The organism is Escherichia sp. WS1265, assembly GCF_046487585.1.
In the GTDB taxonomy this organism is placed as follows: Bacteria; Pseudomonadota; Gammaproteobacteria; order Enterobacterales; family Enterobacteriaceae; genus Escherichia; species Escherichia coli.
The window spans coordinates 119045-142810 of sequence record NZ_JBJQJE010000006.1; the positions used below are offsets into that span (position 1 = coordinate 119045).

Annotated in this window: 19 protein-coding genes and 1 pseudogene; 8 read left to right on the forward strand and 12 right to left on the reverse strand. The window is 49.2% G+C overall.

Translation table 11 applies throughout. The features are described from left to right. Positions 1–6: 6 nt before the first annotated feature. From uspE to abgA, 6 genes are all read right to left on the reverse strand, one after another. Positions 7–957, reverse strand: coding sequence for a universal stress protein UspE (uspE, locus tag ACJHX3_RS08275; protein WP_094308115.1), 951 nt, complete (start codon positions 955–957; stop codon positions 7–9). A gap of 151 nt (positions 958–1108) precedes the next feature. Next, a complete protein-coding gene (fnr, locus tag ACJHX3_RS08280) occupies positions 1109–1861 on the reverse strand; it encodes a fumarate/nitrate reduction transcriptional regulator Fnr (RefSeq protein WP_000611911.1) in 753 nt (250 codons plus the stop codon). A gap of 194 nt (positions 1862–2055) precedes the next feature. Further along, entirely contained in the window at positions 2056–2571 is a 516-nt protein-coding gene (ogt, locus tag ACJHX3_RS08285) for a methylated-DNA--[protein]-cysteine S-methyltransferase (RefSeq protein WP_000945046.1), read from the reverse strand. 10 nt (positions 2572–2581) lie between these two features. Beyond that, the gene (abgT, locus tag ACJHX3_RS08290) at positions 2582–4108 is read right to left on the reverse strand and encodes a p-aminobenzoyl-glutamate transporter (RefSeq protein WP_000062958.1); all 1527 of its coding nucleotides are present in this window, start codon (positions 4106–4108) and stop codon (positions 2582–2584) included. A 36-nt stretch (positions 4109–4144) separates the two neighbouring features. Continuing rightward, the gene (gene abgB, locus ACJHX3_RS08295) at positions 4145–5590 is read right to left on the reverse strand and encodes a p-aminobenzoyl-glutamate hydrolase subunit AbgB (RefSeq protein ID WP_001156418.1); all 1446 of its coding nucleotides are present in this window, start codon (positions 5588–5590) and stop codon (positions 4145–4147) included. Continuing rightward, complete coding sequence (gene abgA / locus ACJHX3_RS08300; RefSeq protein WP_000444940.1) at positions 5590–6900, reverse strand: p-aminobenzoyl-glutamate hydrolase subunit AbgA; 1311 nt, start codon at positions 6898–6900, stop codon at positions 5590–5592. The genes abgB and abgA overlap by 1 nt, the downstream gene beginning before the upstream one ends. 175 nt (positions 6901–7075) lie before the next feature. Between abgA and ACJHX3_RS08305 the strand changes: the two genes are divergently transcribed. Next, positions 7076–7984 carry a LysR family transcriptional regulator gene (locus tag ACJHX3_RS08305; protein ID WP_000885457.1) on the forward strand — a complete coding sequence of 303 codons (909 nt, stop codon included), beginning with the start codon at positions 7076–7078 and terminating at the stop codon, positions 7982–7984. A 172-nt stretch (positions 7985–8156) separates the two neighbouring features. Here the strand turns inward: ACJHX3_RS08305 and ACJHX3_RS08310 are convergent, their stop codons facing one another. After that, positions 8157–8972 carry an AraC family transcriptional regulator gene (locus tag ACJHX3_RS08310; protein ID WP_000156573.1) on the reverse strand — a complete coding sequence of 272 codons (816 nt, stop codon included), beginning with the start codon at positions 8970–8972 and terminating at the stop codon, positions 8157–8159. Between the two features lie 96 nt (positions 8973–9068). On the opposite strand from ACJHX3_RS08310, the gene ACJHX3_RS08315 reads away from it, so the two are divergent. The 3 genes and pseudogenes from ACJHX3_RS08315 (at position 9069) to smrA (ending at position 12366) form a co-directional block, all read left to right on the forward strand. Further along, a complete protein-coding gene (locus tag ACJHX3_RS08315; protein WP_000587190.1) occupies positions 9069–10097 on the forward strand; it encodes an HlyD family secretion protein in 1029 nt (342 codons plus the stop codon). Further along, positions 10094–11549 (forward strand): annotated as a pseudogene (locus ACJHX3_RS08320) (DHA2 family efflux MFS transporter permease subunit). Before ACJHX3_RS08315 ends, ACJHX3_RS08320 begins: the two are co-directional and overlap by 4 nt. A 253-nt stretch (positions 11550–11802) precedes the next feature. After that, the gene (smrA, locus tag ACJHX3_RS08325; protein WP_001046832.1) at positions 11803–12366 is read left to right on the forward strand and encodes a DNA endonuclease SmrA; all 564 of its coding nucleotides are present in this window, start codon (positions 11803–11805) and stop codon (positions 12364–12366) included. 20 nt (positions 12367–12386) lie between these two features. Here the strand turns inward: smrA and dgcM are convergent, their stop codons facing one another. After that, the gene (dgcM, locus tag ACJHX3_RS08330) at positions 12387–13619 is read right to left on the reverse strand and encodes a diguanylate cyclase DgcM (RefSeq protein ID WP_001469235.1); all 1233 of its coding nucleotides are present in this window, start codon (positions 13617–13619) and stop codon (positions 12387–12389) included. 193 nt (positions 13620–13812) lie between these two features. On the opposite strand from dgcM, the gene ydaN reads away from it, so the two are divergent. The 4 genes from ydaN to dbpA all read left to right on the forward strand — a co-directional run bounded on the left by ydaN (position 13813) and on the right by dbpA (position 16708). Next, positions 13813–13860 carry a protein YnaN gene (gene ydaN / locus ACJHX3_RS08335; protein WP_211180494.1) on the forward strand — a complete coding sequence of 16 codons (48 nt, stop codon included), beginning with the start codon at positions 13813–13815 and terminating at the stop codon, positions 13858–13860. Between the two features lie 13 nt (positions 13861–13873). Next, positions 13874–14857: a zinc transporter ZntB gene (gene zntB / locus ACJHX3_RS08340; protein ID WP_094308117.1), complete on the forward strand. Its 984-nt coding sequence runs from the start codon at positions 13874–13876 to the stop codon at positions 14855–14857. Between the two features lie 274 nt (positions 14858–15131). After that, positions 15132–15305, forward strand: a complete 174-nt coding sequence (gene ynaL / locus ACJHX3_RS08345; RefSeq protein ID WP_001296046.1) for a protein YnaL — start codon at positions 15132–15134, stop codon at positions 15303–15305. Between the two features lie 29 nt (positions 15306–15334). Next, positions 15335–16708, forward strand: a complete 1374-nt coding sequence (dbpA, locus tag ACJHX3_RS08350; RefSeq protein WP_000123707.1) for an ATP-dependent RNA helicase DbpA — start codon at positions 15335–15337, stop codon at positions 16706–16708. A 128-nt stretch (positions 16709–16836) separates the two neighbouring features. Here the strand turns inward: dbpA and ttcA are convergent, their stop codons facing one another. The 4 genes from ttcA to nifJ form a co-directional block, all read right to left on the reverse strand. After that, positions 16837–17772 (reverse strand): tRNA 2-thiocytidine(32) synthetase TtcA, encoded by a 936-nt coding sequence (ttcA, locus tag ACJHX3_RS08355; RefSeq protein WP_094308119.1) that lies wholly within the window; start codon positions 17770–17772, stop codon positions 16837–16839. 175 nt (positions 17773–17947) lie between these two features. Then, positions 17948–18382 carry a universal stress protein UspF gene (uspF, locus tag ACJHX3_RS08360; RefSeq protein ID WP_001295593.1) on the reverse strand — a complete coding sequence of 145 codons (435 nt, stop codon included), beginning with the start codon at positions 18380–18382 and terminating at the stop codon, positions 17948–17950. A 140-nt stretch (positions 18383–18522) separates the two neighbouring features. Then, positions 18523–19656 (reverse strand): porin OmpN, encoded by a 1134-nt coding sequence (gene ompN, locus ACJHX3_RS08365; RefSeq protein WP_000837902.1) that lies wholly within the window; start codon positions 19654–19656, stop codon positions 18523–18525. 361 nt (positions 19657–20017) lie between these two features. Next, entirely contained in the window at positions 20018–23542 is a 3525-nt protein-coding gene (nifJ, locus tag ACJHX3_RS08370) for a pyruvate:ferredoxin (flavodoxin) oxidoreductase (protein ID WP_000628208.1), read from the reverse strand. Positions 23543–23766 lie beyond the last annotated feature (224 nt).

Sequence of the window (23766 nt, forward strand, 5' to 3'; positions counted from 1 at the left end):
GAGTCGTTAATCGTCTTCTTCGTCATCCAGTTCAACGGGTGTCTGATACTGGTCAGGTTTAATGACCAGCAGGTCGCAGCGAAGATGATCAATCACCTGTTCCGCCGTGTTGCCGAGGAATGCTGCTGAAATACCGGTGCGTCCTACCGTGCCCAGAACCACAATCCCCGCCTGTAAGTGCTCCGCCAAATCAGGAATCACCTCTTCTGGTAGACCTTTTTCTACGTGCGTCATGTTTTCATTAATGCCGAATTTCTGCCGCAGAGCTTTCATTGCCAGCAAATGTTGCCCACGAATGGCATCGTTATAAACGCTCGGATCAAATTCCGGCAGTTCAATCGCGATATTAATTGGCGTTACCGGATAAGCGCCAACCAGATGAACTTCGGTATGGTTGACTTGTTCCGCCAGTTCGATCGTCTCTTTGACCAGTTTTTCATTGAGCGCATTATGGTACGGCTCTTCACTGGCGAGATTCACCGCCACCAGCGCCTTACCCCCTTCCGGCCACGGCTGGTCTTTCACCATCCACACCGGGCTTGGGCATTTGCGTAACAGATGCCAGTCCGTTGGCGTAAAAATCACCGCTTCCAGACGGTCATGTTGGTGCGCCATTTTTAGCACCAAATCGTGCCCGCCGCTGATCACTTCCTGAATGATGGCTTCGAAAGGACGGTTATGCCAGACCACTTTAATTTCAATGGGAACGCCAGCATTGAGATAATATTTTGCCTGCTCGTGGATCCAGGCTGTACGCTGGCTGATGACGCCCTGACGCATAGCGGTACGTTCGCCCGGAGAGAGCAGGGTGGTCATTTCGTATGAGAAGTCATAGATCGGCAAAAAGGCTTTAATTTTGCCACCAATCCGTTGATGTAAATAAACAGCTCGCCGCAATGCTGGTTGGTCGTCCTGGTTAGGATCGATAACAACGAGCATGTTCTGATACATAGCCATACAGGGTCTCCTTACAACAACTGTCAACGCAGTTTGTAATTAAAAGATTAACCCATATCTGGTGAATGAAACAGTGATGAACCTTCTGTCAGATCAATAAATCAGAAAAATTTAATGATATGACAGAAGGATAGTGAGTTATGCGGAAAAATCAGGCAACGTTACGCGTATGACCAGCAAGCTGGGCCAGCGCGTCGTTATTTTCGATGGTGATGTATTTACCTTTGACTGCCAGCATACCGCTTTTCTGGAAGCGACCCAGCAGACGGCTGATGGTTTCTACCGTCAGGCCCAGATAGTTACCGATATCGCCACGAGTCATCGTCAGGCGGAATTCACGAGGGGAGAAGCCGCGTTGGGCAAAACGACGGGACAGGTTGTAGATGAATGCAGCCAGACGTTCCTCGGCATTTTTCTTCGACAACAGCAGGATCATGTCCTGATCGCCTTTGATTTCACCGCTCATCAGACGCATCATCTGCTGACGCAGATTCGGCATTTTACCGGACAAATCGTCCAGCGTTTCGAACGGGATTTCACATACCATCGAGGTTTCCAGCGCCTGAGCGAAGCTCGGGTGATGACCGCTGCCGATAGCGTCAAATCCCACCAGGTCGCCTGCTAAATGGAAACCAGTGATTTGCTCGTCGCCTTGCTCAGTGATGGTATAACTTTTAATCGTACCGGAGCGGATGGCATAAAGCGATTTAAGTTCATCACCAGCCTTAAACAGCGTCTGGCCTTTCTGAATAGGCTTCTTCCGCTCAATGATATTATCAAGCTGATCAAGCTCATGTTCGTTGAGTGTGAACGGGATGCAAAGCTGGCTGATGCTGCAATCCTGGCAATGGATAGCACAACCGCCAGACTGAATGCGCCGTATAATTCGCTTTTCCGGGATCATAGGTCTGCTCAAGCCGTAATTGATATTTGTCAATTTTAACATCTTTTTAGGGAGCAAGTAAGTCTAAGCAAACCTTAACAGCAGAGAATTCCGATATTAGATGTAAATATATGTCTATCTATTTGAAAACCCTTAAGTTGTTAAGGGTAACTTTACATAAAAGTGTGAACAAGCTGGCACAAATTGTTTAATGTTTACAGCAAAAGATAACCTTCGTGGCGTAATAACCACTCTTTTCGCTGAACTCCGCCTGCATATCCGGTCATGGTACCGTTTCTGCCAATGACCCGATGACAAGGCACAACAATGCTGATGGGATTCGATCCGTTAGCCGCACCAACGGCACGCGCCGCGCCAGGGCGACCCAATTGTTCGGCCAGTTGACCGTAATGCATTACCTGCCCGCAGGGGATAGTACGTAGTGTTTTCCAGACTTCGCGCTGAAATGGCGTCCCCCCTGTGGCAGTGGGAAGCGTATCAATAATGCTAAGATTACCGGCAAAATATTCACGAAGCTTGTCGCTTAAACCACCTGGGTTGGTGGCAGAAATGCGTTCATAGCCTTCTTTGCGGTAATGGATGTCCAGCAGCTGCACCATGCGTTCGCTGTACTCTTCCCATTCAACCGCCCGCAGGCGAAATTGCTCATCGCAAATCACCCACAGTGGACCCAGTGGCGTGACAATTTTTTCTTCAAGTAATCTCAGCATCCGTTCTCTCTTAAGACAAACGTGGGTAAATCCCCGGACCTATCGGCAGACCGACAAGATACCACGCCAGCAACATCAGCAGCCATACCACCAAAAAGATAAGTGGATAGGGCAAAACTAACGAATAGTAAGTACCCAGTTTCGCGTCTGGTTTGTAGCGTTGCAGGAATCCAAGAAACAGTGGAACAAAAGGAGATACTGGCGCTAAAGGCAATACGGATGAGTCGGCAATACGAAAGAGGATTTGCGCAAATGCCGGGTGAAAGCCAAGTAGCATAAACATTGGTACGAAAATGGGGGCCAGAATCGACCAGATTGCGGAACCGCTGGCGATAAACATGCATAAGAAAGAGGAAAGCAACGCCAGACCGACAAACGCCGGGATGCCGCTAAGCCCTGAACTTTCCAGTATATCGGTCAGCCCCACGGCGATGAATTTCCCCATGTTGCTCCAGTTAAACATGGCGACAAACTGGGCGAGGGGAAAAACCATCACGATAAATCCCGCCATCTCTTTCATCGGTTCAATCATTAAATGGGGTAAATCCGCCTGACGTCGAATTGTGCGGGTAGCGATGCCATAAGCCAGCGAGACCACAAAGAAAAAAAGAATGATCAGTGGCACGATACCTTTAATAAAGGGTGATGGCATCACGGTGTGATTAATCGGATCGCGCAATATCCCGTTTTCCGGGATCACCATCAGCGCAATCGCAGCGATAAAAAGTAGCGATACGACACCTGCTATGCGTAAACCAAAACGCTGACTTTCGGTCAATGTCTGCAGTTTCTCATCGCTGTTTCCCGGCCATTGACCTAACCGTGGCTCGATGATTTTGTCGGTTATCAGGCCGCCAACAATCGTCAGTACGACTACGGAGCTGGCCATAAAATACCAGTTATCAATTACACTGACGTGCATTTGCGGATTGAACGCAGCCGCCGCTTCCGTGCTGATCCCCGACAGCAACACGTCGGTTGTGACAATCAGTAAATTAGCCGTAAAGCCGCAACCTACGCCTGCAATGGCAGCCAGTAAACCTGCAACTGGATGCCTGCCCACCGCCAGAAAAATCAGCGCACCCATCGGTGGCATGATCACTAACGCCGCATCGGAAGAAATGTGGCTGAAAAAAGCAATAAACAGCACCATATAACTGGCGTAGCGGGCATTTACATGCGATGCCATTTTAACCATCAACGCTGGCAGTAAGCCGACGCGCTCCGCCAGACCGGCACCTAAAACCAGCGCCAGGATCGCGCCAAGTGGAGCAAAACCGCTAAAGTTTTTAATAACATTGGGTAAAAACCAGTGTAATCCTTCCACACTGAGCAGGTTTTTCACGACCACCGGCGTACCATCGGTCGGGTTTTTCGCACTGACGCCAAAGGCCGACAAAATTGCCGTCGTCACCATGAGTACGATAATCAAATAGATAAAGAGCAAAAAAGGATGGGGAACCTTGTTACCAATTCTTTCGACCCAGCCATAGAGCTTCCCGGATTGGGAGGACGACGGTATGGATGACATACTCATGGGCATTCCTCGTTTGTTGTGTTTGCGTTGTTGTTGTTATTTTAAAGGTGACGGTGTCACTTTTTTCGGGATAGGGCAGTGATACGGTTGCGTGTCCGTAACTTGCTGATGCTCTTGTTGGCATTCTTGCAATAGCCCTGAATCAATGAAGAGATTAAGTGTGGTTGCTGCCATAGTTTTCGCCGCCAGCAGCATTCCTTTATGAGCAATAGATGTTCGCCCCTGGCTAACCAGTTGCCACGTATGTAGCGGGGTACCGACGGCAAAACAGGGGCTGAAACACTGGGCAACAGGCAGTTTCCAACTGACGTCGCCGACATCAGTTGATGCCGCAAGCACGTTATCGGTGGCGGCATATGGAGCGACTTCATTCGCCAGTACCGTTTCACGATGACGTAGTGCAAAAGCCTTGCCGTTTTCGCCACCGGTTGCAGCGATATTATTCAGACTGTTTTGCCGATCGTTGAGGGTGAGCGTAGCCTGAATTTGTTTCGCAAAAGCCAGTTCTTCGCAGTTCCATTCCGGAGTACCAAAATGGGATAGGGCCTGGTACATGGCATTTTCTAAGGTGCGATTCGGGAGATAACTGGAACAGGCTTTGTCGAAGCGGCATTCAACCGTGGTTTCGGTCATCAATGCCGCACCTTCGGCGATTTTGGCGACCCGATCATAAATATGCTGCACATCGGTCATTTCGGGGGCGCGGATAAGATAAAGCACTTCTGCCTGCGCCTGGACCACGTTGGGCGAGATCCCACCGCTATCTATGATGGCATAGTGTACGCGCGCTTTTTCAATAATATGTTCGTTGAGGAAGTTGGTGCCAGTGGTCATCAACGTTACGGCATCAAGGGCGCTGCGTCCCAAATGTGGGGAGTTCGCGGCATGTGCTGCGATCCCTTTAAAGCGCCATGATGCCTGAATGTTTGCCAGCGTGCGGGTATTGAACATACCGGCAAAGGCTTCCGGGTGCCAGGTGAGTGCCGCATCCACATCATCAAATACCCCCTCGCGGACCATGAACGTTTTACCCGAGCCGCCTTCTTCGCCAGGACAACCATAAAAGCGCACCGTGCCGCCTTGCCCATATTGTTCCAGCCATTTCTTGACGGCTATTGCTGCGGCAAAGGCGGCGGTTCCCAGCAAATTGTGTCCGCAACCGTGACCATTTTCACCGGGCGTCGCGGATGTAGGTTGCGCGCAACCTGCTTGCTGACTTAAACCTGCCAGGGCGTCATATTCCCCCAGCAGGGCGATAACCGGTTTGCCTTGACCAAACGAAGCAATAAAGGCATTTGGGATATTGCCTACGTTGCGGGTAACGGTGAAGCCTGCAGACTCCAGCGCCGAAGCCAGATGCTCCGCTGACCAGAACTCTTCAAAACGTGTTTCTGGATGATCCCAGATTTGATCGGCAATATCGGTATAACGTTGGCGATCGGCTTCAATCGCATCGTCGATAAAACGATAGATTTCCTGCATCAGATACCTCGCGTCCAGGGAAAATTGAGCGCGGTGCGCGCCAGCGTTTCGACGGCAATAGCGAGAACCTGCTCGTCAAAATCGAATTTTTCGTTGTGATGACCTGCCGCCAGCTGTGTGCCAAACACCATATAGGAGGCTTGCCCTTGATGTTGCTGCACGCGGGCCATCATTAATGTGGCATCTTCGGAACCCGCAGGCGCTTCAACACGTTCAATGGCCTTATTGACCCCCGCGACCTGAGCTGCCTGACTTTGCAACCATGCGACCCATTGCGGCGAAGGAGAACTGGCGGTAGCTGCACCCATCAGACGAGTTTCAACGCCGACACCATACATGGTTGCTGCGCCCTGAATCGCTTGTTGTGCACGGTCAAAAACATATTGATTAATGACGTCGCTGGCCCCGCGTGTTTCCACTTTCAGCAACGCTGAGGCGGGAACAACATTACGACCGCTTCCTGCCTGCATAACGCCCACGTTTACTCTGGAAGCGCCTTCGCTGTGCGGGGCGATTGCATGCAGTGCAAGAGTTGCTTGTGCTGCCGCCAACAAGGCATTGTGACCGTCTTCTGGTTTTGCGCCTGCGTGAGCCGCGGTCCCGGTGAAGTGCGCGTCAAATTTGGTGGTTGCCATAAAATTATCACTGCCGCACACCACGGTGCCCGCAGGTACGCCAGTGCCAATGTGCACGGCAGTAAAATAATCAACATCATCTACGACACCTGCATCGACCATCGCCCGCGCGCCACGCGTACCTTCCTCTGCAGGCTGAAAAATCAGTTTGATGACGCCATGTAGTCCGGACTCGAACTGTTTAAGGGTATGCGCCAGCCCAAGCCCAATGGCGGTATGCCCATCATGACCACAGGCATGCATCATTCCGGCGTTACATGACGCAAAACCGTCGCGGTAGGGGCGATGGCTGACATCCTGCTCTTCACTGAGATCCAGCGCGTCCATATCGACACGGAAAGCCATAACCGGACCGGGGCGACCGGTATCCAGGGTGGCGACGATACCCGTGAAACCACCTTCAAAAGCCGCAATCCATTGTGCTAGCGCACCCTGTTGACGAGCGCGCTCGAATTCGCGTTGTAGAGTGAGTTCATCAGGTAGTCCCATCCGGCTACTTTCATTAACTACTTCGCGGCCCAGCGCCAGTGAATAGCCGAGCTGCTGCAATTCTTCCGCAACAAGGGTGGCAGTGCGGAATTCCACCCAGCCAGACTCTGCATAGTGATGAAAATCACGTCGCCAGTGCGATAATTTTGGGGCAAGCGAATTAACAAATTGATTCAAAGACTCCATAACCTTTCCCGTCATCAGTAAAAAGTGTGACCCGGTTCACGTAGCGATAGTTTTTACTTATCACTAACTGATTTTTCACAGTTTTAACCGTTCATAAATTACCCTGACACAATCATCTGCATTAAAGTAGATGCCAGTTTCTTTGGTCTGATAAATAACGGTTATCGGTGGCGTCATGGCTTTTCAGGTAAAAATTCATCAAATTCGGGCTTTTGTTGAAGTGGCTCGTCAGGGCAGCATTCGCGGAGCGAGCCGAATGTTGAATATGTCGCAACCGGCACTGAGTAAATCTATTCAGGAGCTGGAAGAAGGGTTGGCGGCACAACTCTTTTTTCGCCGTAGTAAAGGCGTGACGTTAACTGATGCCGGTGAAAGTTTTTATCAGCACGCCAGTCTTATTCTTGAAGAGCTGCGCGCAGCGCAAGAGGATATTCGCCAACGACAAGGGCAACTGGCAGGGCAAATTAATATCGGCATGGGGGCCAGTATTTCCCGCAGTCTGATGCCAGCTGTCATATCTCGTTTTCATCAGCAGCATCCGCAGGTAAAAGTACGCATTATGGAAGGGCAACTGGTATCGATGATTAATGAATTGCGCCAGGGGGAACTGGATTTCACCATCAATACCTATTATCAGGGACCCTACGACCACGAATTTACTTTTGAGAAATTACTGGAAAAGCAATTCGCGATCTTTTGCCGCCCGGGACACCCCGCCATTGGTGCCCGTTCGATCAAACAGTTACTGGACTACAGCTGGACAATGCCGACGCCACACGGCAGCTACTACAAACAGTTGAGTGAATTGCTTGACGATCAGGCGCAAACGCCACAGGTCGGCGTAGTCTGCGAGACGTTCTCAGCCTGTATCAGTCTGGTGGCAAAAAGCGATTTTCTCAGCATACTACCTGAAGAAATGGGCTGCGATCCCTTGCACGGACAGGGGCTGGTGATGTTGCCGGTTAGCGAAATTTTACCGAAAGCGACCTATTATTTGATTCAGCGGCGTGATAGTCGCCAGACACCACTGACCGCGTCATTAATCACGCAATTTCGGCGAGAATGCGGCTATCTGCAAAGTTAAAACTGCATAAAAAAATAGAGCCTGTCGACATCCGCCAGACTCTACAGTACACACAGCAGTGCATCCTCGTCTTAAATCCGGCCTGGGGTCCTGGTGACCGGTGACAGTGTTATAACGGTTTTACCCATCCGTTGCCAATTTTCTTCAGTGACAGATTTCACGAAAATATAAGTTAAATCATTTGTCTTGTGATTGCATAATCATGCATCGTTAATCGACGAGTAAATTTACCGGGCGAGTAGCCCGTTCGACGCTTAAACATATTGCCGAACGATTCAGCTGAGGCATAGCCCAGACGATGGGCAATTTTGGTCAACGAATATCCATCATCAAGAAGCGTCACTGCAGAAATAACGTGCATTTGCTGAACCCAGTGGCGAAATGTTAATCCCGTCTCTTTAACAAATAAGCGCATGAGTGTACGGCTACTGACGTTAATTTTATCCGCTAGATTATCCAGTGTTGGCAGATACCCTTGGTTGTTTAGCAAATTCTCACAAAGCTGCTGTAGCCGCTCATCATTTGGCCAAGGGAGTTCAAGTGACATTTTCACCCCCATTTTTATTTCCTGAAGTATCAGTGTCTCGAGGGCTGAAAAACGTAACTGTTGTTTATCTGTGGTACTTTGCGACGGTGGAAGTTGGTTAATTGCAATTAGTAATTCTCTTAACAGGGGTGAAATACCCGTCATGAAGCAAACTTTTCCCAGCGTTTCACTTTCCGCTTCTGAAACCAGTACGGTTTTTAAAAGTACGTTGCCTGTCGCAACAAACTTATGCGGCATTTGTGGGGGCAGCCAAAGCGCGCTGCTGGCATGCACTAGCCAGACGCTTTCTCCAGCCCATACACGAACGACTCCTTCAGCCGGGTAAAGCAACTGGGCATAGAGATGTTTATGCCAGGGAACTGTGCCTCCATTCAGATGTTCCGAATCCAGTCCGATAATGTGATGCCCTGGTGATGCTTTGGGTTGCAGTGTGATTGTCATTTACAGTAGGTATTTTGTCAGAAATCATCAAATAAGCCATGTTAAATTTTAAATATGACGAATGCAAGTTTCCGGATATATACGGTGTAAAGAGTGATGATAATTTCTAAAAAACAGCTTATTGGGGTGGTAGCGATCGGTATTATTTTGGCTGGCGTTGTCTTTTTTATCTGGTGGGTAAGCAAAGGAAGATTTATACAGACGACGGATGATGCTTACATTGGTGGTAATATCACCACGGTGGCAAGTAAAGTTTCTGGTTATATTTCTGCTATAGAGGTGCGCGATAATCAGAGCGTAAAAAAAGGCGATATTATCCTGCGTCTCGATGATCGGGATTATCGTGCAAATGTCGCCAGGCTTGAGGCAAAAATAAAAAGTAGCAAAGCCAATCTCGAAAGCATTCAAGCCACTATTGCGATGCAGCAGTCGATAATTCAAAGTGCCAGTGAAACATGGCAGGCAGTAAAACATGAGGAGCAAAAGCGCCTGCGAGATACTGAACGTTATGAAAAACTCGCACAATCAGCGGCAATATCGCAACAAATTATTGATAACGCCAGGTTTGACTACCAGCAGGTCGCAGCAAAGGAGCGCAAAGCCGCGAACGATTTCATGGTGGAGAAGCAACGGCTGGCAGTTTTATCTGCTCAGGAAGAAAACGTACGTGCAAGTATCGAAGAAGTTCAGGCCGCTTTGACTCAGGCACTACTGGATCTGGAATATACCCTTGTTCGTGCGCCGATTGATGGCATTGTCGCAAACCGCAGCGCCCATACAGGCAGTTGGGTGGAAGGCGGCACATCGTTAGTTTCACTAGTACCAGTCAGTGAGTTGTGGGTTGATGCAAATTATAAAGAAAACCAAATAGCGGGAATGAAGCCAGGAATGAAGGCTGAGATCCGTGCTGATATTCTCAAAGGGGAAGTGTTTCACGGTCACATTGAAAGCCTTTCCCCAGCGACAGGAGCCAGTTTCAGCTTGATTCCGATAGAAAATGCCACTGGCAATTTCACCAAAATTGTTCAGCGTGTCCCGGTACGGATTGCATTTGACGACGCAAAGGAATTAAAGCAACTTCTTCGCCCGGGACTGTCCGTCACCGTCAGTGTTGATGAGAGATGATGTCTATGCGTAAACATATTGCTTTCGCCAGTATGTGTATGGGATTATTTATTGCTCAGCTTGATATTCAAATTGTATCGTCATCCCTAAATGAAATAGGTGGTGGTCTGTCCGCAGGTAAAGACGAAATGGCCTGGCTTCAGACCAGCTATTTAATTGCTGAGATTATTGTTATTCCGCTCTCTGGGTGGCTGTCACGGGTATTTTCCACTCGTTGGCTTTTTACTCTATCCGCGGGAATATTTACTTTAATGAGTATCGCGTGTGGACTTGCATGGAATATTCAGATCATGATTTTGTTTCGTGCTTTACAGGGAGCGGCTGGCGCATCCATGATCCCTTTAGTTTTCACGACGGCGTTTATTTATTACCAGGGTAAAGAGTTGGGGTTGGCTGCTGCGGTAGTCAGTGCGCTGGCCTCACTGTCACCGACGCTAGGGCCAACTCTGGGGGGCTGGATCACTGATAACCTCGACTGGCGATGGCTATTTTATATCAATATATTACCTGGCATATATTTAGTTTTGAGTATTCCTTTTCTGGTTAATTTTGATAAACCTGATCTCTCTTTACTGAAAGTTGCTGATTATCCGAGTATTATCCTGTTGGCCATGACACTGGGATGTCTGGAATATACCCTTGAAGAAGGAGCGCGCTGGGGATGGCTGGATGATAATACTATTTTGCTGACATCAGTTCTGGCATTGGTGAGTTTTATTTTATTTGCTGCGCGTACACTTACAATATCCAATCCGATAATGGATCTTCATGCTTTTAAGGATAAAAATTTCACGCTGGGATGTTTTTTTTCTTTTTCTGGAGGGGTTGGGATATTCTCTACTGTATATTTAATACCTGTGTTTTTGGGGCAGGTTCGCGGATTAAATGCCGAAGAGATAGGTTTTGCCGTTTGCACAACAGGTATTTTCCAGTTATTTTCTGTTCCCTTTTACTTCTGGTTAAGTAAAAAAATAAATCTGCGATGGCTGTTGATGGCGGGGCTGGGTGGATTTGTGTTTTCAATGTATCTTTTTACCCCTATAACCCACGAATGGGGATGGCAGGAGTTACTGTTTCCACAGGCAATTAGAGGGATTTCGCAGCAGTTTGCGATGGCCCCCATCGTAACATTAACGCTGGGGGGAATTCCAAAAGAACGGCTGAAGTTAGCCTCTGGTGTATTTAATTTAACACGTAATCTTGGGGGCGCGATTGGTATTGCCCTGTGTGGCTCTATTCTCAATAATCGAACTAATTTTCATTTTTCGAGAATGGGTGAAAAAATGGTTTCTGTTCCCCATACGGTGAATGACTTCATTTCCAGAAGTGCTTTGTTTTTTAATCGCAGTGGAAGTGACCAGACATCGGAAATACTGGCTTCAACCAAATTATTGAGTCAATTGATGCTGAGGGAGGCGCAAACTATGGCATTTTCGGATACCTTTCTGCTAATCAGTGGTCTGTTATTTATCGCATTTTTGTTGGTTCCTGCTATGAATAAATCATCCTGATCGGAGCCTGTGCTGAATTAAACTCGGGCTAAACTGTTCGATACTGCTAACAGGCTAGTATAAAATGCCCCGCCTGCGCAGATACTCACAGGTATGAAGTAGAGTATTGTTTCAATCTGTGAAGGGAACGATGCAGTAAGTATGAACAATTAACCCGTCTGAATCACGACGTGTGAAGGTGCATAGGAGGTTACATGAACCTTGACGACAAATCGCTGTTTCTTGACGCCATGGAAGATGTCCAGCCGCTGAAACGTGCTACAGATGTCCACTGGCATCCAACGCGTAACCAACGTGCGCCGCAGCGTATCGACACGCTGCAACTTGATAATTTCCTCACCACCGGATTTCTCGACATCATCCCGCTAAGTCAGCCGCTGGAGTTTCGGCGGGAAGGGTTGCAACATGGGGTGCTGGATAAGCTGCGCAGTGGTAAATATCCGCAACAGGCGAGCCTGAATCTTTTGCGCCAGCCGGTGGAAGAGTGCCGCAAAATGGTGTTCAGTTTCATTCAACAAGCCCTGGCGGATGGTTTGCGTAATGTGCTGATTATTCATGGTAAAGGGCGGGAAGATAAATCGCATGCCAATATTGTCCGCAGCTATGTGGCGCGCTGGTTGACCGAATTTGATGATGTCCAGGCATATTGTACCGCGCTACCGCATCATGGCGGCAGCGGGGCGTGTTACGTCGCACTACGTAAAACGGCACAGGCAAAGCAAGAAAACTGGGAGCGCCACGCTAAGCGCAGTCGTTGATCTCGAGACGCATCCGCGGCTTATGCCGCCAGCACGCGGTTGCGTCCATCATTTTTCGCCCGATACAAAGCATCATCAACGCGTTTAAACAGTTCATCGATGCTTTCATTTCCTTCGTGATGCGCCACACCAATGCTGACGGTAAAGCGTGGTAAGCCCGAAATACTCACTTTTGCCACGCTTACGCGGATAGTTTCAGCCAGCGAAAGCGCGGTATCCAGTGGGGTTCTTGGTAGCAATAAGACAAACTCTTCGCCTCCCCAACGAAACACCAAATCGCCTTTGCGAGCGCAACTTTCGAGGGTGCGGGCGAGGGCGCATAACACCTCATCACCTTTAGAATGCCCATAGAGATCGTTAATGTGTTTAAAACGATCGGTGTCGATGAGCAACAAGCTGTAATCCTGAGCGATGGCGAGATGCTGCATTTGGCCTGGTTCCGTAATGTGATAAAACTGTCGCCGATTCAGTAATCCGGTCATCGCGTCATGGTGGGCAGCATGTTCCAGCTGCTCCTCCAGCCGTTTTTGCTCAGTAATATCATGCACAATACATAACATGAGCTTGTCGCCATAAATTTCAATCGGCCCAGCATAGGTCTGCACATGACGAGTCGAACCATCCGCCAGTTTATGAACAAAATTCAAAGGCTTATGGCCACCGGGTAAATGCGAAATTTCATGCATGATAGGCATGACGCGACGCCCGAGCATATTAATTTCCCAGGTATGTTTCTGGCACATCGTTTCATGGTTATAGCCATAGAAATTGAGCGCGGCGAGGTTAGCATCGACGATTTGGCCATCTCGTGAGGGGTCAATCAACAACATTGGTGCAGAGTTAGTCAGAAAAAAGCGCGCATAAAAACCTTGTTTTTTGCGCTGATAATTTGCCGAGCGACTGGCTTTTAAACCCAGCGTTGCCGGTGCTTCGATACCTTCGAAAATAATCACCGGTTCTGCTTCTGTCAGCTTTCGCAAAACAAGCCGACAGCTCAATGCTGTTTCCTCTTCATTGCGCTGAACGGTGAGGATTTCGATAATATCGTGTTGGTCTTGCAGATCGGAGAGGTATTTCGGCAGTTCTTTTTGTGAGGAGACGGAATAGGGACCGGTTCGTAGCTGACTAAACGTGAGGTCTTGCATCAACAGTCGCGCCGCGCTGTTGGCATAAATTAACTGTTCCTCAAAGGGCGAAACGATCCAGACAGGACTGGTGAGTAAGTCCAGGGTATTGAAGTTGTGCGTAATCATTGAGATCCCGTTATTTTTATCAATTTTTGTTGCTATCCGATCGCAAAAAAGCCACGTCATATGATCAGATAATTCTGATAATGATAGACGCTATTTAACACTTCACACGGTTTGTATACGGAAAAGCATTTTGCTTTTTGTATTCAATTTAGACAGAATTTTATTAATCATTTCAGGGTAATGGGGTGATGAGATGTTGCGTAACAGGGCCAGAAGGCTAGACTACAAAATAATGCGTTGATGATGGAGGCACTGTGGAAGCGATTAAGGGATCGGACGTTAATGTCCCGGATGCAGTATTTGCCTGGATGCTGGATGGTAGAGGCGGCGTTAAACCGCTGGAAAATACAGATGTGATTGATGAAGCGCATCCCTGCTGGCTCCACCTTAATTATGTACACCATGATAGCGCCCAATGGCTGGCGACAACACCGCTGCTTCCCAATAACGTACGTGATGCGCTGGCGGGCGAGAGCACACGGCCCCGAGTCAGCCGTCTCGGTGAAGGTACGCTGATTACATTGCGCTGTATAAACGGCAGCACCGATGAACGCCCCGATCAACTGGTCGCCATGCGTGTATATATGGACGGGCGGTTAATTGTTTCGACCCGACAACGCAAAGTGCTGGCGCTGGACGATGTGGTAAGCGATCTGGAAGAGGGCACGGGTCCGACCGATTGCGGGGGATGGCTGGTGGATGTATGTGATGCGTTGACCGATCATTCCAGCGAATTTATCGAGCAGCTGCACGATAAAATTATCGACCTTGAAGATAATCTCCTTGATCAGCAAATTCCACCGCGTGGATTCCTGGCTCTGCTGCGCAAACAATTAATTGTGATGCGTCGCTATATGGCACCGCAACGTGATGTTTATGCTCGTCTTGCCAGTGAACGTTTGCCGTGGATGAGCGATGACCAACGCCGTCGTATGCAGGATATTGCCGATCGCCTTGGGCGCGGGCTTGACGAAATCGACGCCTGTATAGCACGGACTGGCGTGATGGCGGATGAAATCGCTCAGGTGATGCAGGAAAATTTAGCGCGTCGTACCTATACAATGTCGTTGATGGCAATGATCTTTTTACCCAGTACCTTTCTGACCGGGTTATTTGGCGTCAACCTTGGTGGGATCCCTGGCGGCGGGTGGCAATTCGGATTTTCAATTTTTTGTATTCTGTTAGTTGTTCTTATTGGTGGTGTTGCTTTATGGTTGCATCGTAGTAAATGGTTGTAACAAAAGAAATTTTCCCAGCTGTCTGTATACAAAAACGCCGCAAAGTTTGAGCGAAGTCAATAAACTCTCTACCCATTCAGGGCAATATCTCTCTTGCAGGTGAATGCAACGTCAAGCGATGGGCGTTGCGCTCCATATTGTCTTACTTCCTTTTTTGAATTACTGCATAGCACAATTGATTCGTACGACGCCGACTTTGATGAGTCGGCTTTTTTTTGCCTGTTATTTATCAGCGTCTACCCTTTAAGAGTCCACCCAATGACCGGAGGGAAATATGACGACACTTATTTATTTGCAAATTCCTGTCCCTGAACCGATTCCTGGCGATCCTGTTCCAGTGCCCGATCCGATCCCTCGCCCGCAACCCATGCCTGACCCACCACCCGATGAAGAACCGATTAAATTGTCGCATCGTGAGCGTAGATCTGCGAGGATACGCGCCTGCTGACTTTGCGTCGATGACCACGAGAATAGATTGTGACCGCTTTTTCTACCCTGAATGTTTTGCCTCCCGCCCAACTCACGAACCTTGATGAGTTGGGTTATTTAACCATGACGCCGGTGCAGGCCGCCGCGCTTCCGGCGATCCTTGCCGGAAAAGATGTTCGCGTGCAGGCGAAAACCGGCAGCGGCAAAACGGCGGCTTTTGGCCTCGGCTTGTTACAGCAAATTGATGCGTCGCTATTTCAAACCCAGGCTTTAGTGCTGTGTCCTACGCGTGAACTGGCGGATCAGGTGGCAGGTGAATTGCGTCGGCTGGCGCGTTTTCTACCAAATACTAAAATTTTGACGTTGTGCGGTGGTCAACCGTTCGGTTTGCAGCGTGATTCGTTGCAACATGCGCCGCATATTATCGTGGCAACGCCGGGTCGTTTGCTGGATCACTTGCAAAAAGGCACGGTATCACTGGATGCGCTGAATACTTTGGTGATGGATGAGGCCGACCGCATGCTGGATATGGGATTTAGCGATGCCATTGATGATGTCATCCGTTTTGCGCCTGCATCTCGACAGACGCTTCTGTTTTCGGCAACCTGGCCGGAAGCCATCGCCGCAATCAGCGGACGAGTGCAACGCGATCCTTTAGCGATTGAAATTGACTCAACAGATGCTTTGCCACCCATTGAACAACAATTTTATGAGACATCCAGTAAAGGCAAAATTCCTCTGTTGCAACGGTTATTAAGCTTGCATCAGCCATCCTCTTGTGTGGTGTTTTGCAATACCAAAAAAGATTGCCAGGCTGTCTGCGACGCGCTGAATGAAGTAGGGCAAAGTGCATTGTCGTTACACGGCGATCTGGAGCAACGCGATCGCGATCAGACCCTGGTACGTTTTGCTAACGGTAGCGCCCGTGTACTGGTTGCGACTGATGTTGCTGCGCGAGGTCTGGATATTAAATCGCTTGAGCTGGTGGTGAACTTTGAGCTGGCGTGGGATCCTGAAGTTCATGTACATCGCATCGGTCGTACAGCGCGTGCAGGAAATAGCGGTCTGGCGATCAGTTTCTGTGCCCCGGAAGAAGCACAGCGGGCCAATATCATTTCTGACATGTTGCAGATAAAACTTAACTGGCAAACGCCACCAGTTAATAGTTCCATTGTGCCGCTGGAAGCCGAAATGGCAACGTTATGTATCGATGGCGGGAAAAAAGCCAAAATGCGCCCGGGTGATGTATTAGGTGCGCTGACAGGAGATATCGGGCTTGATGGCGCAGATATTGGCAAAATCGCCGTGCATCCGGCGCATGTCTATGTCGCGGTGCGTCAGGCTGTTGCTCATAAAGCATGGAAACAGTTACAGGGCGGGAAGATTAAAGGAAAAACGTGCCGGGTGCGGTTATTAAAATAATGAAATGTTGAATTGCAGGGTGCAAGAGTAAACATCTTCTTCGGGATTGCCGGATGCGACGCTGGCCGCGTCTTATCCGACCTCCATAAGAGTAGCCCGATAAGCTTGCGCATCGGGCGCTATCCTGGTTATTTCACTTCAACCACATTCAGTCGTAACTCATCCAACTGATTTTCATCTTCTTCAGGCTGCCAACCCGCCGGTTGTAGAGGGAGCTCTTCGCGATCAAACGCCAGATCACCCCCGTTAACCACTTCAGAACCGTGGGTAATGCCTTTGAAATCGAACAGGTTGGTATCGCACAGATGCGACGGCACCACATTCTGCATCGCGCTGAACATCGTCTCGATACGCCCCGGATAACGTTTATCCCAGTCACGCAACATGTCAGCAATCACCTGACGTTGCAGGTTAGGCTGTGAACCGCACAGGTTGCACGGAATAATCGGGAACGCTTTTGCATCGGCAAAACGCTGAATATCTTTCTCGCGGCAGTAGGCCAGCGGACGAATCACGATATGTTTGCCATCATCGCTCATCAGTTTCGGAGGCATACCTTTCATCTTGCCGCCGTAGAACATATTTAAGAACAACGTTTGCAGGGTATCGTCACGATGGTGACCCAGCGCGATCTTCGTCGCTCCCAGTTCCGTTGCGGTACGATAAAGGATACCGCGACGAAGACGAGAACACAGTGAGCAAGTGGTTTTGCCCTCCGGAATCTTCTCTTTCACGATACCGTAAGTGTTCTCTTCCACAATCTTGTACTCAACGCCCAGCTTTTCAAGATACTCGGGCAGAACGTGTTCCGGGAAGCCCGGTTGTTTTTGATCGAGGTTGACAGCCACCAGCGAAAAATTGATTGGCGCGCTTTGCTGCAAATTGCGCAGAATCTCCAGCATGGTATAGCTGTCTTTACCCCCGGAGAGGCAAACCATGATGCGATCGCCTTCTTCAATCATATTGAAGTCAGCAATGGCTTCGCCCACGTTACGACGCAGACGTTTTTGTAATTTGTTCAGGTTGTATTGTTCTTTCTTACTAATTTCTTGATTTTGCGACATTTAAAAGCGACTCAATTCGTTATATGGCATCAGAAGAGTATGCGTCATGCCGGAACGCCCAGCATAAGAAATCTGATATAAAAACTGTGGCGTGTATGGTACGGATTAGAGGGGAAAATGTCAGCACATTTGCGAAATGAATCAAAAAGCCCGCAGCAATGTGCGGGCGTTAGTGTCAGCGCACAACCAGCACGGAGCACTCTGCGTGACGCACGACAGCTGCGGCGTTGGAACCGAGCAGATAAGTGGTGATATCCGGTCGATGGGAAGCAATGATGATCATATGAGCGGGGATCTTCTTCGCCAATTCCAGAATGCGGTCTTTGGGCGAGCCTTCCTCAACATGGACATGCACTCTGTCGGTTGGCAGTTTAAATTTTTTAATGATCTCTTCCAGTTGCGATTTGGCTTCCGCTTTCAGGTCATCCATTGCCGGTAATTCTGCGGAATACGCTAAACCCAGAGAGGCATAGTAGGGCAGTGAAGGTATTACCGTCAGGAAATGAACCTCTGCATCATCAATCTTTGCCTCTGCCTCAACGTGGCTAATCACGCGTTGAGTTAATTCTGAATCGGAAATATCGATAGGGACAAGAATCGTTCTGTTCATAAAACCTCCTGTTTTAGTATCCGCATAAAGTGTAACGCCAGATGACACTTTTTGTGTAATGACGAAGTTCACATTTTTAATTTAGATCAAAGGAGGAAGAATAAGCAGAAAAAGCCCGCCATAACAGCGGGCAGGAGGATTTAGAACTGATAAACCAGACCTAAAGCGACAATATCATCGGTAGAGATGCCGTTGGCAGCGTAGAAGCTGTCATCTTCATCCAACAGGTTGATTTTATAGTCAACGTAGGTGGACATATTTTTGTTGAAATAGTAAGTCGCGCCAACATCGGCGTATTTAACCAGATCTTTATCATCAACACCTGCCGGGTTGTCTGCACCACCGGCAGCGTGCAGGTCACGGCCTTTAGACATCAGGAAAGAGACTGCCGGACGCAGACCAAAATCAAACTGGTACTGTGCAGTAACTTCAAAGTTCTGGGTTTTGTTAGCAACAGCATAATCGCTGTCGCCAAACGGGGTCATATTACGCGTTTCTGAATACATGGTTGCCAGGTAAATATTGTTAGCATCGTATTTTAGCCCAGCAGTCCACGCGTCTGCTTTATCACCACCCGCCGCAGTATGGTTAACCTGGTCATTGGTGCGGTCAGAAGAGGTGTATGCCGCACCAGCGCTAAAGCCCATGCCTAAATCATATGTTGTGGAAAGACCCCAGCCGTCACCGTTTTCATGGCGAACATCACGTCCGTTGTTGGTGCCTTCCTGACCATTACTGGCACCTTCGTTGTTACCTTGATACTGCACCGCGAAGTTCAGACCATTTACCAGACCGAAGAAATCAGTATTACGATAAGTCGCGACGCCATTGGCACGACCAGTCATAAAGTTGTCTGCATTGGTATAAGAGTCACCGCCAAATTCAGGCAGCATATCGGTCCAGCCTTCGATGTCGTACATTACGCCATAATTACGTCCGTAATCGAAAGAACCGTAATCTGCAAATTTCAGTCCGGCAAATGCCAGACGGGTCCATGACTGGTTTTTTGAGGATTCAGTGTTGTTTGCCTGAATATTGTATTCCCATTGACCGTAGCCAGTAAGTTGATCGTTAATTTGGGTTTCGCCTTTAAAACCCAGACGCGCATAGCTCTGGTCGCCATCTTTCGCTGAATTATCAGAAAAATAATGTAGTCCATCAACTTTGCCATACAGATCTAATTTGTTGCCGTCTTTATTATAAACTTCGGCTGCATGTGCAGCACCTGCGGCGAGCAGGGTAGGAATTAAAAATGCCAGTACTTTGCTTTTCATTGAATAAATCCTTTAGTTATTTTATTTGCCTTTTCATCCCCATTTTGGGGAGTGAAAACATCCTAAAGGAGAAGTTCCGTTAGCCGATAAATATCATTTGTTACGCCTTAAGTAAAACCTTAATCAAATAATTCTACGGAAATGATGATAAGTTTGGTGAATATATTATTGGCGACATATACAAAATAAAAATTATACATTTAAATAGTGATGCGTTATTCTTCGCGGGTTATATGCCTTTATTGTCACAAAGATTATTTTCTGTTGGACCCTTGTTACTATTTATCCAACAAATAATGAGACAAGCCCGAACAGTCGTCCGGGCTTTTTTTTAGAATTGGATAATCCTTATCCAGTGCATTTAATCGGTGTTGCTTTTTTCCGCTTTTCCGGCCATTTGTGCCAGGAAGTCATAGCGTTTTTGCAAATCAGCTGCAGCATCTTTCCATAACTGTTCTGCCACTTCTGGCTGCTGCGAATTCAGACGACGGAAACGCTGCTCGTGAAGTAACGTTTCTTCCAGTGCTTCTGACGGCGGGCGTGAATCCAGCGCCAGCGGCAGTTTGCCTTCATCGGCACGACGCGGATCAAAGCGATATAGCGGCCAGAAGCCGGTAGCAGTGAGTTGGCGCATCTGGTCGTGACTGAGTGCCAGATCGTAACCATGCTCTTCACAGGGGCTATAAGCGATGATCAGCGATGGCCCCGGATACGCTTCCGCTTCCTGAATCGCTTTCACGGTCTGGTTGAGCTGCGCGCCGAGAGAAATCTGCGCCACATAAACATGACCGTACATCATCATACTGACGCCAAGATCTTTACGCGCTTTACGTTTGCCGTGCTCGCCGAACTTAGTTACTGCACCCAGCGGTGTCGCTTTCGACGCCTGACCACCGGTATTGGAATAGCATTGCGTATCCAGCACCAGAATGTTGACGTTTTCGGTCAAACTCAATACATGATCCAGACCGCCAAAGCCGATATCGTAAGCCCAGCCGTCGCCACCAATCAGCCAGATTGATTTTTCTACCAGTGCATCTGCGTCACGTAGCAGTTCATGTGCTTCGGCAACATCTTTGAGTTGCTGGCGTAAAGCTGCAACCTGTTCACGACGAACCTCTGGCTTGGCGTCTGATTTCAACGCAGTTAGTAATTCCGCCGGGATTTTATCGGCAAATTGATCCAGCAGACGCAGCACCCGGACACGGTGTTGATCGACCGTCAGGCGGAAACCAAGGCCAAATTCGGCGTTATCTTCAAACAGCGAGTTCGCCCATGCCGGTCCACGACCGTTGGCATCGGTAGTATACGGTGTAGAGGGCAGGTTACCGCCATAAATTGAAGAACAGCCGGTGGCGTTAGCGATCAACATCCGGTCGCCATAGAGCTGAGTCAGCAATTTAATATACGGCGTCTCGCCACAACCGGAGCAAGCACCTGAATATTCAAACAGCGGTGTAATCAGCTGCGATGTACGAATATCAATACGTTCCAGTTTGCTACGGTCGATTTCTGGGAGGTTGAGGAAGAAATCGTAATTGATTTTCTCTTCTTCGACATGTTCCAGGCGCGACATCATATTGATAGCTTTAATCTCTGGATTCTGACGGTCTTTCGCCGGGCAAACTTCGACGCACAGGTTACAGCCGGTGCAATCTTCCGGTGCCACCTGCAAGACATATTTCTGCCCGCGCATATCACGCGATTTCACATCCAGCGAATGCAGGCTGGCAGGGGCGTTTTCCATCGCTTCAGGCGGTACCACTTTTGCGCGAATAGCTGAGTGTGGGCAAGCAGCGACGCAGTGGTTACATTGGGTACAGAGTTCCTCTTTCCAGATGGGGATCTCTTCGGCGATATTGCGTTTTTCCCAGCGCGTGGTGCCCATCGGCCAGGTGCCGTCTGGCGGCAGCGCCGAAACGGGGAGGGCATCACCAAGCCCGGCGAGCATCGCCGCGGTTACGGTTTTCACGAAATCAGGAGCGGCATCGGAAACCACTGGCGGTCGATTGGCGCTGTGCGGATTAACCGGCTGCAGCGGAACTTCTTCAACGGATTCACGCGCCAGCGCCAGAGCCTGCCAGTTGCGTTCCACCAGATCCTGGCCTTTGCTACTGTAACTTTTGGCAATCGCACCCTGCAATTCTGCGAGGGCGCTATCGCCAGGCAGAATTTGCGTCAGATGGAAAAAAGCCATCTGCATGACGGTATTAATACGGGCCGCCAGGCCACATTCGCGGGCGATTTTCGCCGCGTTAATCACATAGAAGCGCGCTTTTTTCTGGTTTAACACGGCCTGAACTTCCTGCGGCAAGCGCGACCATACTTCATCTGCGCTGTACGGCGTGTTGAGCAGGAAAATGCCGCCAGGTTTTAAACGTTCAGCCATCTGATATTTATCGATAAACTGCAACTGGTGGCAGCCAACAAAATCAGCCTGGGAAATGAGATAAGCGGAACGAATCGGCTGCTCGCTCACGCGAAGGTGAGAAACCGTCAGGCCGCCCGCCTTTTTGGAGTCGTAAACAAAATAGCCCTGTGCGTACCACGGCGTGGAATTACCGATAATCTTGATATTGTTTTTGGTCGCGGAAACGCTGCCATCACTACCAAGGCCATAAAACAAGGCTTCAAGTTTCGCCGAGTTTGGCAGGGTGTTTTCCGGCAACGGCAGTGACAGATTGGTCACATCATCGTAAATACCAACCGTAAAGCGCGCTTTCGGTTTAGCCGCGTTGAGCTCGGCAAATACCGCCAGTACACAGTCCGGGCCAAATTCTTTGGATGAAAGACCATAGCGCCCACCAATGACACGGGGCAGGGTTTCGCGCTCGCCATTATTAAAGGCTTCTGCCAGTGCGGTCATCACATCCAGATAGAGCGGTTCTGCCTGGGCACCGGGTTCTTTGGTTCTGTCCAGTACCGCCACGCTGCGTACGGATCCCGGCAGAGCTTGTAGCAAGTGTTTGGCGGAGAAGGGACGGTACAGGCGAACTTTCAGCACGCCGACTTTTTCGCCACGGGTTAGCAATTCATCAACCACTTCTTCACAGGTGCCAATGGCAGAGCCCATCAGGATAATCACCCGTTCCGCTTGCGGATGCCCGTAATACTCAAACGGCTGATACTGACGACCTGTCGCGGCAGCGAAATCATTCATCGCCTGTTCAACATGGTCGTAAACTGCGTTGTACCACGGGTTGGTGGCTTCACGTGACTGGAAGTAGGTGTCCGGGTTAGCCGAGGTACCGCGAATCACCGGATGCTCCGGATTCAGCGCGCGGGCGCGGTGGGCATCAATTTCTGCCTGCGGTATCAGTTCAAGAATCGTGTCATCGGCCAGCGGGACAATTTTATTGATTTCGTGGGACGTGCGGAAACCATCAAAGAAATGAATAAATGGCACGCGGCTCTTCAGCGTCGCGATGTGCGAAATAAGAGCAAAGTCTTGCGCTTCCTGGACGTTTGCCGCACACAACATCGCGCAACCCGTCTGGCGCACCGCCATAACGTCGGAATGATCGCCAAAAATAGAGAGTGCATGTGTGGCAACGGTACGTGCCGCTACATGCAGGACAAATGGCGTCAGTTCGCCTGCCAGTTTGTACAGCGTCGGGATCATCAGCAGCAAACCCTGCGATGACGTAAACGATGTTGAAAGGGCACCCGTCTGCAAAGCGCCATGCACGGTAGCGATAGCCCCCGCTTCCGACTGCATTTCAACCACGCGTGGTGTGTCTCCCCAGACATTTTTCAAGCCGTTTCCGGCCCATGCATCAGCCTGTTCTGCCATCGTGGAACTGGGGGTAATAGGGTAGATGGCGATAACTTCACTGGTGCGAAACGCCACCGAAGCAACCGCGCCATTACCGTCAATAGTAATCATATGACACCCTTACATTGCGCAAATGAGGGGCGCACGAAATTGCTGCGCGCCCAGTAGTTATCTTTCAATTTTAGCAAATGGCTTTCTTCTGCATTTTCGCTTTTGTGTCCCCCACATCAGCGTAATGAATGTTTTGATCAAACAGAGGGCAAAAAAATAGCCATAAAAAAGTAAAAATGCGGGGCAACGCGCAGGACAGCTCTCGACGTCGCCCTCTGTGCTGC

Excerpts from the sequence above, each read along its gene's own strand:
- ttcA (WP_094308119.1), bottom strand. The coding sequence starts at position 17,772 with ATGTCGCAAAATCAAGAAATTAGTAAGAAAGAACAATACAACCTGAAC.
- ynaL (WP_001296046.1), top strand. The coding sequence starts at position 15,132 with ATGACGACACTTATTTATTTGCAAATTCCTGTCCCTGAACCGATTCCT.
- ogt (WP_000945046.1), bottom strand. The coding sequence starts at position 2,571 with ATGCTGAGATTACTTGAAGAAAAAATTGTCACGCCACTGGGTCCACTG.
- abgT (WP_000062958.1), bottom strand. The coding sequence starts at position 4,108 with ATGAGTATGTCATCCATACCGTCGTCCTCCCAATCCGGGAAGCTCTAT.
- uspF (WP_001295593.1), bottom strand. The coding sequence starts at position 18,382 with ATGAACAGAACGATTCTTGTCCCTATCGATATTTCCGATTCAGAATTA.
- ACJHX3_RS08315 (WP_000587190.1), top strand. The coding sequence starts at position 9,069 with ATGATAATTTCTAAAAAACAGCTTATTGGGGTGGTAGCGATCGGTATT.
- ACJHX3_RS08305 (WP_000885457.1), top strand. The coding sequence starts at position 7,076 with ATGGCTTTTCAGGTAAAAATTCATCAAATTCGGGCTTTTGTTGAAGTG.
- fnr (WP_000611911.1), bottom strand. The coding sequence starts at position 1,861 with ATGATCCCGGAAAAGCGAATTATACGGCGCATTCAGTCTGGCGGTTGT.
- smrA (WP_001046832.1), top strand. The coding sequence starts at position 11,803 with ATGAACCTTGACGACAAATCGCTGTTTCTTGACGCCATGGAAGATGTC.
- ACJHX3_RS08310 (WP_000156573.1), bottom strand. The coding sequence starts at position 8,972 with ATGACAATCACACTGCAACCCAAAGCATCACCAGGGCATCACATTATC.
- abgA (WP_000444940.1), bottom strand. The coding sequence starts at position 6,900 with ATGGAGTCTTTGAATCAATTTGTTAATTCGCTTGCCCCAAAATTATCG.
- ompN (WP_000837902.1), bottom strand. The coding sequence starts at position 19,656 with ATGAAAAGCAAAGTACTGGCATTTTTAATTCCTACCCTGCTCGCCGCA.
- abgB (WP_001156418.1), bottom strand. The coding sequence starts at position 5,590 with ATGCAGGAAATCTATCGTTTTATCGACGATGCGATTGAAGCCGATCGC.
- nifJ (WP_000628208.1), bottom strand. The coding sequence starts at position 23,542 with ATGATTACTATTGACGGTAATGGCGCGGTTGCTTCGGTGGCGTTTCGC.
- uspE (WP_094308115.1), bottom strand. The coding sequence starts at position 957 with ATGGCTATGTATCAGAACATGCTCGTTGTTATCGATCCTAACCAGGAC.
- dgcM (WP_001469235.1), bottom strand. The coding sequence starts at position 13,619 with ATGATTACGCACAACTTCAATACCCTGGACTTACTCACCAGTCCTGTC.